At 63.4% G+C, this 8,494-nt stretch carries 7 protein-coding genes; all 7 read left to right on the forward strand.

Annotation, left to right across the window (positions count from 1 at the left end; genetic code table 11):
* Positions 1 to 52: 52 nt before the first annotated feature.
* The 7 genes from NUV89_RS00420 (at position 53) to aqpZ (ending at position 8,409) form a co-directional block, all read left to right on the forward strand.
* Entirely contained in the window at positions 53 to 679 is a 627-nt protein-coding gene (locus NUV89_RS00420; RefSeq protein ID WP_017735104.1) for a response regulator transcription factor, read from the forward strand.
* The gene (locus NUV89_RS00425; RefSeq protein ID WP_257779857.1) at positions 680 to 4,285 is read left to right on the forward strand and encodes a transporter substrate-binding domain-containing protein; all 3,606 of its coding nucleotides are present in this window, start codon (positions 680 to 682) and stop codon (positions 4,283 to 4,285) included.
* A 103-nt stretch (positions 4,286 to 4,388) separates the two neighbouring features.
* Positions 4,389 to 5,600, forward strand: coding sequence for an EAL domain-containing protein (locus tag NUV89_RS00430; RefSeq protein WP_257779858.1), 1,212 nt, complete (start codon positions 4,389 to 4,391; stop codon positions 5,598 to 5,600).
* Positions 5,597 to 5,869: a hypothetical protein gene (locus tag NUV89_RS00435; protein WP_257779859.1), complete on the forward strand. Its 273-nt coding sequence runs from the start codon at positions 5,597 to 5,599 to the stop codon at positions 5,867 to 5,869. The genes NUV89_RS00430 and NUV89_RS00435 overlap by 4 nt, the downstream gene beginning before the upstream one ends.
* Positions 5,870 to 5,952: 83 nt before the next feature.
* Positions 5,953 to 6,312: a type 1 fimbrial protein gene (locus tag NUV89_RS00440; protein WP_257779860.1), complete on the forward strand. Its 360-nt coding sequence runs from the start codon at positions 5,953 to 5,955 to the stop codon at positions 6,310 to 6,312.
* Between the two features lie 123 nt (positions 6,313 to 6,435).
* On the forward strand, positions 6,436 to 7,620 hold the full coding sequence (locus NUV89_RS00445) for a sugar transporter (protein ID WP_257779861.1): 1,185 nt from the start codon (positions 6,436 to 6,438) through the stop codon (positions 7,618 to 7,620).
* Positions 7,621 to 7,710: 90 nt separating this feature from the next.
* Positions 7,711 to 8,409 carry an aquaporin Z gene (gene aqpZ / locus NUV89_RS00450; RefSeq protein WP_374684448.1) on the forward strand — a complete coding sequence of 233 codons (699 nt, stop codon included), beginning with the start codon at positions 7,711 to 7,713 and terminating at the stop codon, positions 8,407 to 8,409.
* Positions 8,410 to 8,494: the final 85 nt, after the last annotated feature.

Here is an 8,494-nt window from a genome sequence, read left to right on the forward strand (position 1 = left end):
CACTCAGGTCGCGCTCGTGTATTTTGGGGCGGCATGTCTCACAGGGGTTGTTATGTTTAAAGCGTTAGTCGTGGACGATCATCCGTTTATTCGTTCCTCCGTGAAGATGCTCTTGAAGCAGGAAGGCTTCGAGGTCGTGGCCGAAGCCGATAACGGCGCCGACGCCGTGCAATTGGCCCGCGAGCATGAGCCCGAGCTGATCGTGCTGGATATCGCCATGCCCAAGCTGGACGGCCTGGAAGTGATTTCGCGCATCTGCGCGCTGGGGCTGTCGTGCAAGATCCTGGTGCTGACCTCGCAGTCGCCGCTGTTCTATTCCATGCGCTGCATGAAAGCCGGCGCGGCGGGCTATATCTCCAAGACCAATGACCTCGACGAGTTGGTCAAGGCGATCAAGGCGGTGATGGGCGGCTATACCTTTTTCCCGAACCTGGCCAACAGCTCGGTGCGCCGCAGTGATGCGCAAACCACTGACCTTGAGTTGATCCAAACCCTGTCCGACCGTGAACTGACCATCCTGCAGCAGTTGTCCCAAGGCCTGAGCAACAAGGAAATCGGCGACGCGATGTTGCTCAGCAACAAGACCATCAGCACCTACAAGACCCGCCTGATCGAGAAGCTCAAGGTCAAGTCGGTGGTGTACCTGGCCGATTTCGCCAAGCGCAATAATCTGGTCTGAATGAACACTCTCCTGCGTAAATGGCTGCTGGGTGCGCTGCTGGCGGGCTGCCTGAACGGCGCGGCCCTGGCCGCTGCACCCGCTGAAACCTATCAGGTGCTGGGGCGTTCCCATGTCTCGGAATACGCCGTGTCGCTGTCGGAGCAGGACTGGGGCTGGCTGCGCAGCAAGCGCGTGTTGGTGCTGGGGGCGTCGGCGCCGGACTATTCACCGTTCGGCATGACCACCAACGGCCGTGATTACGAAGGCCTCACCGCCGACTACGCGAAGCTGCTCAGCGAGCTGTTGCGCACGCCGGTGGAAGTGCGCCGCTTTGCCTCCCGCGCGGACGTGATCGACGCCCTCAAGCAAGGCGCGGTGGACTTTCTCGGCACCGCCAACGGCTTTGAGCAAGCCGACCATGACTTGCTGATGTCCACGGCCTACGCCGAAGACCAGCCGACCCTGGTCACCCAGGTTGCCAACAGCCAGGCGCTGACGCCGGACCTGGCGGGCAAGAAAATCGCCATGCTCTACCACTACCTGCCACCGGACGCCGTGCAGGCGTTCTATCCCCAGGCCACCTTGCAGCTCTACCCCTCGACCTTGAGCGCGATTGGCGCGGTGGCGTTCGGCAATGCCGACGTGTACCTGGGCGACTCCATCAGCGCCCAGTACCTGATTAACAAGAATTACCTGAACAACGTGCAGTTGGCTGACTTCTCGCAAATGGAAGTGAGCAATTTCTCGTTTGCGTTCGCCCAGGCCAACCAGCGTCTGTTGCACATCATCGACACCGCGCTGGCGGCGATTCCCCAGGGCGAACGCATGACCATCCTGCGTCGCTGGAGCGCGGGCGGTGGCAGCATGCCGGGGCGCACCGCGCTGCACTTCAGCGCCAGCGAGCAGCGCTGGATGGCCGCGCACCCGCGCTTGAAGGTGGCGATCGATGACAGTTTCGTGCCGTTTTCGTTTTTCAACGAAGACGGCGAGTTCCGTGGGATCAGCGCCGATGTGCTGGCCAAGGTCGCGCTGCGCACCGGCTTGAAATTCGATGTGGTGCGCACGCAGTCTGTCGCCGATTTGATCGGGCAGATCCGTACGGATGAAGCCGACCTGCTGATAACCCTCACACCCAGCCAGGCCCGCGAAAGCCATCTGCGCTTTACCCGGCCCTACCTGAGTTCACCCTACGTGCTGATAAGCCGCATCGGCCCCAACAGCCCGGCCACCCTGGACGACATGGCCGGCAAGCGCCTGGCGGTGATTATCGGCAACCCGGTGCGTGACCAGTTGCTGGAAGCGTTCCCCAGCATCGCCCTGGTAAACGCCGAGAGCGCCCAGGAAGCCATGGCCATGGTGGCCGACGGGCGGGCCGATGGCGCGGTCAATTCGTTGATTACCGCGCGCTACATGATCTCGCGCCAATACCGTGACCGCTTGCGCATCACCGCCACGGTCGGCACCGAGTCGGCGCGCGTGGCGTTCGCCACGTCGCGCGGTGCGTTGGAGCTGTATTCGATCCTGGAGAAGGCCCTGCTGAGTATCCCGCCGGAGGAGATGGACGAAGTCACCAACCGCTGGCGCAACGAGATTGCCGTGGACGACAGCTATTGGCTGCGCAACCGCACCCTGATCCTGCAAGGCTTCGTCGTGGCGGGTGCTTTGCTGCTGGTGGCGTTGGGTTGGATCGCCTACCTGCGCCGGCTGATGCGCCAGCGCACACAGGCGCAGGTTGCCCTGAACGACCAGATGGAGTTCATGCGCGTGCTGATCGACGGCACGCCGCACCCGATCTATGTCCGCGACCGCGAGGGGCGGCTGCGCATCTGCAACAGCGGCTATCTGCAAGTGTTTGGGGTGGAACGTGACGCCGTGCTCGGCAAGACCGTGGTCGAAGGCGTGCTGAAAGACGCCGCCGAAGCCGCCGCTTACCATGCGGACTATCTACAGGTGATGGAGGAGGGCGTGCCACGGGTGCAGGACCGCAGCCTGACCATGGGCCCCGACAGCGTGTTGACCATCTATCACTGGATGCTGCCGTACCGCGGCAGCGACGGCGAAGTCAGCGGCATGATCGGCGGCTGGATCGACATCAGCGAACGCCAGCATTTGCTCCTGGCCTTGCACGACGCCAAGGACGGCGCCGACGCCGCCAACCGCGCCAAGACCACCTTCCTGGCGACCATGAGCCATGAAATCCGTACGCCGATGAACGCGATTATCGGCATGCTCGAACTGGCGCTGAAAAAAGCCGACCAGGGCGTTACCGACCGTCTCTCCATCGAAGTGGCATCGGGCGCGGCCCGGGGCTTGCTGGATCTGATCGGCGACATCCTGGACATTGCGCGCATCGAATCCGGCCGCCTGTCCCTGGCGCCGGAACGCGCCAATCTGCGCGAACTGGTGGAGTCGGTGGCGCGGATCTTTGAAGGGCTGGCGCGGCAGAAGCAGCTGCAACTGATCCTCGACCTCGATGCCAGCGTCAACCGCCAGGTGCTGGTGGACCCGTTGCGCTTCAAGCAGATTGTCTCGAACCTGTTGAGCAATGCGATCAAGTTCACCCACAGCGGCCACGTGCGCCTGCGGGTCAGCGCCGAGCCGGGGCGTGATGATGAGCGCCTGGCGCTGTGCTTGCGCGTGGAGGACACCGGCAGCGGTATCTCCAGCGAAGACCAGCAACAGCTGTTCAGCCCGTTTGCCCAGGCCGGCAACCATGGCCAGTCGGCGCGTGGCGGGTCGGGTCTGGGCCTGATGATTAGCCGCACCCTGTGCGAAATGATGGGCGGCAGCCTGGTGCTCAACAGCGTGTTGGGGCAGGGCACCCAGGTGGAAATGCGCGTCAGCTTGCCCACCCTGGTCGAACTGGATATCCCGCCGGCCGTTGCGCCGTTGCAAGCGCCGGCGGCCCGGGCGCTCAACGTGCTGGTGATCGATGATTACCCGGCCAACCGCCTGCTGCTCACCCAGCAATTGCATTACCTCGGCCACCAGGTGGTGGACGCCGAAGACGGCGCCCATGGCTTGCGTGCCTGGCGTGCGCAGGTGTTCGACGTGGTAATCACCGACTGCAATATGCCGTTGATGAACGGCTACGCGCTGGCCCGGGCGATTCGTGACGAAGAGCGCGCCAGGGGCTTGCCGGCCGGGTTGATCCTCGGCCTGACCGCCAACGCCCAACCCGAGGAAAAAGACCGCTGCCTGGCGGCGGGCATGGATGATTGCCTGTTCAAACCCATCAGCTTGCAGGACCTGAGTGCGTGCCTGGTGTTGCCGGTGCCTGGCGCTGGGTTGGCGGACGACATCGACTTGACCAGCCTGGAGCAGCTCAGCCGGGGCGATGCCGCCTCGATCAAGAGCCTGCTGCAAGACCTGGCCGCCAGCAACGAGCAGGACATGGCGCGCCTGATGCAACTGTTCACCCAGCATGACGTCAGCGGGCTGGCCGACCTGGCGCACCGGGTCAAGGGCGGTGCACGGATTATCCAGGCGCAGCGGTTGATCCAGGCGTGCGAAGCCTTGGAAGTGGCCTGTGAAGGGCTGAATTCGGCGCTGTTGACCGAAGCCGTGGATGATTTGCAGCAGGCCATGGACGCGTTGGAACAACGGTTGGCGGCGTACCTGTAGTTGCTTGGGAAATTTCCTACGTATCGGTGCGCAATTTCTACGCTAACCGCATGGCTCAATCGCACACCATGCAGGCATTCCCTTCTTCAGCGAGTGCCCCTTGATGCCCCCATTGCCGCTTCGTGTCCTGGTGCTGGAAGACCACCTGTTCCAACGGTCGGTGGCGACAAGCCTGCTCAAGCAGCTGGGTTGCCGTGACGTGTTGGAGGCCGCCAACGGCACTGAAGCCCTGGCCGTGCTTGAACAGGCGGGGCCGGTGGATGTGGTGGTGTGCGACCTGCAAATGGATGGCATGGACGGGCTGGAGTTTATCCAGCGCATCAGCGCCACCGGCCAGGTGGGGGCAATCATCGTCAGCAGTGGCTTGCCCTGGGACGTACGCCGCGCCGTGCGGCAGATGGGCGCCTTGCTGGGGCTGAATATGCTCGGCGATATCGGCAAGCCGCTGCTGGCCGAAGCGTTGCAGCCGCTGCTGGAGCTCGCGCTGAGGCAGCGGCCTGCGACGTTCGAGGCGCCATCGCCGCTGGAAGCCGCTGACGAACAGCAGGTACGCCGGGCGCTTCTCGACCAGCAGCTGGAAGCCTGGTACCAACCCAAATTCGATTTGCAGACAGGCAGCGTACTTGGTGTGGAAGTGCTGGCGCGCTGGAACCATCCGTCCAAGGGCGTGCTGTCACCGGCGGTGTTTTTACCGGCGATGGAGCGTGCGGGGCTGATGGACGACCTGTTGTTCGCCTTGATGCAGCAGGCCCTGGCCCAGCAGCGCCAGGCCAAGCGCCTGGGGTTGGACCTGGAGCTGGCGTTCAACCTGCACGCGGCGCAGTTGGCCGATGTCGGGTTGACCGCCCATATCAAAGGCCTGTTGGCGGCCTACCAGGCGCCGTGTGGCAGCATCACCTTTGAACTCACCGAGAGCGGCTTGCTGGAAGTGCCCGCCGTGTCCCTGGAAAACCTGGTGCGTTTGCGCATGCTCGGTTGTCGTTTGTCCATCGACGACTTCGGCGCAGGGTTTTCGTCGCTGCAGCGCCTGTGCCAATTGCCGTTCAACGAGATCAAGCTCGACGCTGAATTTGTCCGCGGCCTGGCCCATGAGCCGCGTTGCCGTGCGGTGATCGGCAGTACCCTGGCCCTCGGTGAGACCTTGGGCATGTCGGTGGTGGTCGAAGGCATCGAAACCGCCGAGCAGCAGCAACAACTGCTGGAAATGGGCTGCGCCCAGGGCCAGGGTTACTGGCACGCCCGGCCAATGCCCGGTGGTGACCTGCTGCGCTGGTTGCAGGGGAGTGTGCAAACCCAGCGCTGGAGCCGGACATGATTAATAAACGCCTGCGCATCATGATCGCCGACCCCCAGCACCATCAGCGCCTGCGCCTGGAACGGGACTTCAATCGCCAGGGCTACTACGCGATTGCGCCGGTGTCGAGCCTGGATGAGATGTTGACGCTGCTGGCCTGCGGCGGCCCTGGCTTCGACCTGGTACTCGTCAATGCCAGCCTGGGTGCGCACGAGCGTTTCGACTTGTCGACGTTTTGCCTGCACAGCCCGCAGGTGGGGCAAGCGGTGATCTACGCGCTGCCTCACTAGGCCGGGCTTTTTGAGACGATTGTCCTAAAGTCTGCAACTGCGCGGACGACTACCTTCTTAACTACCCAAGAAGGAGCGTCGTCATGCACGTCAAACGGTTATCACGGGTTACCGGCATTCTTGCGGTTTGGGCGGGCAGTTGCCTGGCGGCATCGGGCGGTGTCATTCAGTTTCACGGCAGCATTGTCGAGCCGGGTTGTACCAGCAGCGCGCCGGGTGGCGCGGTCATGGAGCTCAAGGGGTGCCCGCAGGCCGTTCGCGGCCATCGGTTGGATGTGCAACCGGTGCGTAGCGTCCAGGCGCTGGGTACTGCGAAGGCCGACGTCAAGTTGGTGAGCGACAACGCCAACGGACGCTATTACGACCAGCGGTATGTGCTGGTGGATAGCCTTGGAAAGCCGATTCAGTCGGGGCTTTACGTGGTCACCCTGACCGCGCCGTGAGGAAACTGATGGCTTTTTGATCTGGATCAGCGCCAACAGACGGGCGAGAAACCTATAGAATGTTCGACGGCGGCGCTTGTCCTGGGTAGCCGTTTGATCATCGTCCGAGTACCGCGCCCTTCAATGAGCATTTCAGCCGCAACTCCCCAAGCCAATTGGCAGCCGGTCATCGCCCTCGCGTTGGCCGCCTTTGTCTTCAATACCACCGAATTCGTTCCCGTCGGGCTGCTCAGCGCCATTGGCGCCAGCTTTGACATGCCGGTGTCGAGCGTCGGCCTGATGCTCACGATCTACGCCTGGATCGTGTCCCTGACCTCGCTGCCGGTGATGCTGCTGACCCGCAACGTCGAGCGGCGCAAGTTGCTGATCGTACTGTTCTGTATGTTTATCGCCAGCCATGTCCTTTCCAGCGTGGCCACCAGTTTTGGCCTGCTGATGGTCAGTCGCATCGGCATTGCCTTGTCCCATGCGTTGTTCTGGTCGATCACCGCGTCGCTGGCCGTGCGCCTCGCGCCGGCCGGCAAACAGGTGCAGGCCCTCGGCCTGTTGGCCACCGGTACGTCCCTGGCGATGGTGTTGGGCATTCCCCTGGGCCGCCTGCTCGGCGAGGCCATGGGCTGGCGCACCACGTTCCTGGTGATCGGCGCCTTCGCCGCCGCGCTGGTGTTCTGGCTGGCGCGCACCTTGCCACTGCTGCCGAGCCAGAACTCCGGTTCGTTGCGCAGCCTGCCGCTGCTGTTCAAACGCCCGGCGCTGGTGGCGCTGTACGTGCTCACCGCGCTCACCGTGACCGCGCAGTTCACCGCCTACAGCTACATCGAACCCTTCGTCGAAGGCGTGGCCGGCATGAGCGGCAGCGCCGTGACCCTGATCCTCCTGGTGTTTGGCGGCGCGGGCATTATCGGTTCGCTGCTGTTCAGCCTGGTGCACCGCTTCAACCCCCACCTGTTCGTGGTCGGCGCGGTGTTTATCCTGGCCGCGTGCCTGGCGCTGATGCTGCCATTGAGCGGGGCCGAGTCGTACCTGGTGGGCCTGAGTATTTTCTGGGGCATGGCAATCATGGGCTTTGGCCTGGCGATGCAGTCCAAGGTGCTGGTGCTGGCGCCGGACGCGACCGACGTGGCCATGGCGATGTTTTCCGGCATCTACAACATCGGCATCGGTGGCGGTGCGCTGATGGGCAGCTGGGTCGGCAGCCAGTTCGGCTTCGCCTGGATCGGCGTGGCCGGCGGCGTGCTGGCGGCGTTGGCGTTGATCGGCTATTGCCTGGCGATTCGCAAGTTTGGGACGGGTGTGTCACCGAGCTAAAACCAGACAAGTCTTACAGGGCGCCTCGATGCCCATTGCTACCGTCACCCAGGACCGCCCACGGCCTGTGGTGACGGCACTTGAACAGCAATGGAGTCGATTGTGCAAAAGCGTTTGACCGCGGAGTTTCTGGGTACTTTCTGGCTGACCTTCGGCGGCTGTGGCAGCGCCATCCTGGCGGCGGCATTCCCCGAGTTGGGCATTGGTTTTGTCGGCGTGTCCCTGGCGTTCGGCCTCACGGTGTTGACCATGGCCTATGCGGTGGGTGGCATCTCGGGCGGGCACTTCAACCCGGCGGTGACCGTCGGCCTGTGGGCCGGGCGACGGGTGGCCGGGGTTGACGTGCTGCCGTACATCGCGGTGCAGGTGTGTGGGGCGATTGGCGCGGCGGCGGCGCTGTACCTAATCGCCAATGGCCAGGACGATTTTGCCGTGGATGGGTTTGCCGCCAACGGCTATGACGCCTTGAGCCCAGGCTACTTCGACATGAAGGCCGCCTTACTGGCCGAACTGATCGCCACGTTCTTCTTTGTCTTTATCATCATGCGCGTGACCGCCCCGGGCGCGGTGGCCGGGTTTGCACCGATTGCCATCGGCCTGGCGCTGACTTTGATTCACCTGGTCCTGATCCCGGTGACCAACACCTCGGTGAACCCGGCGCGCAGTACCGGGCCGGCGTTGTTTGCGGGCGGTGAGTACATTGCCCAGCTGTGGCTGTTCTGGCTGGCGCCGATGGTGGGCGGGGTGTTGGGTGCGCTGGCGGCGCGTGGGTTGGATGAGCGCAGTTAAACGGCTGTAAGCAGATTCAAATGTGGGAGCGGGCTTGCTCGCGAATGCGGTGTGTCAGGCAAAGAAGTTTTAACTGAACCACCGC

This window comes from Pseudomonas sp. 18.1.10 (assembly GCF_024655625.1).
In the GTDB taxonomy this organism is placed as follows: Bacteria; Pseudomonadota; Gammaproteobacteria; order Pseudomonadales; family Pseudomonadaceae; genus Aquipseudomonas.

Bases quoted from the DNA above. Each gene is read 5' to 3' on its own strand.
- NUV89_RS00420 (WP_017735104.1), top strand. From the start codon at position 53: ATGTTTAAAGCGTTAGTCGTGGACGATCATCCGTTTATTCGTTCCTCC.
- NUV89_RS00425 (WP_257779857.1), top strand. From the start codon at position 680: ATGAACACTCTCCTGCGTAAATGGCTGCTGGGTGCGCTGCTGGCGGGC.
- NUV89_RS00430 (WP_257779858.1), top strand. From the start codon at position 4,389: ATGCCCCCATTGCCGCTTCGTGTCCTGGTGCTGGAAGACCACCTGTTC.
- NUV89_RS00435 (WP_257779859.1), top strand. From the start codon at position 5,597: ATGATTAATAAACGCCTGCGCATCATGATCGCCGACCCCCAGCACCAT.
- NUV89_RS00440 (WP_257779860.1), top strand. From the start codon at position 5,953: ATGCACGTCAAACGGTTATCACGGGTTACCGGCATTCTTGCGGTTTGG.
- NUV89_RS00445 (WP_257779861.1), top strand. From the start codon at position 6,436: ATGAGCATTTCAGCCGCAACTCCCCAAGCCAATTGGCAGCCGGTCATC.
- aqpZ (WP_374684448.1), top strand. From the start codon at position 7,711: ATGGAGTCGATTGTGCAAAAGCGTTTGACCGCGGAGTTTCTGGGTACT.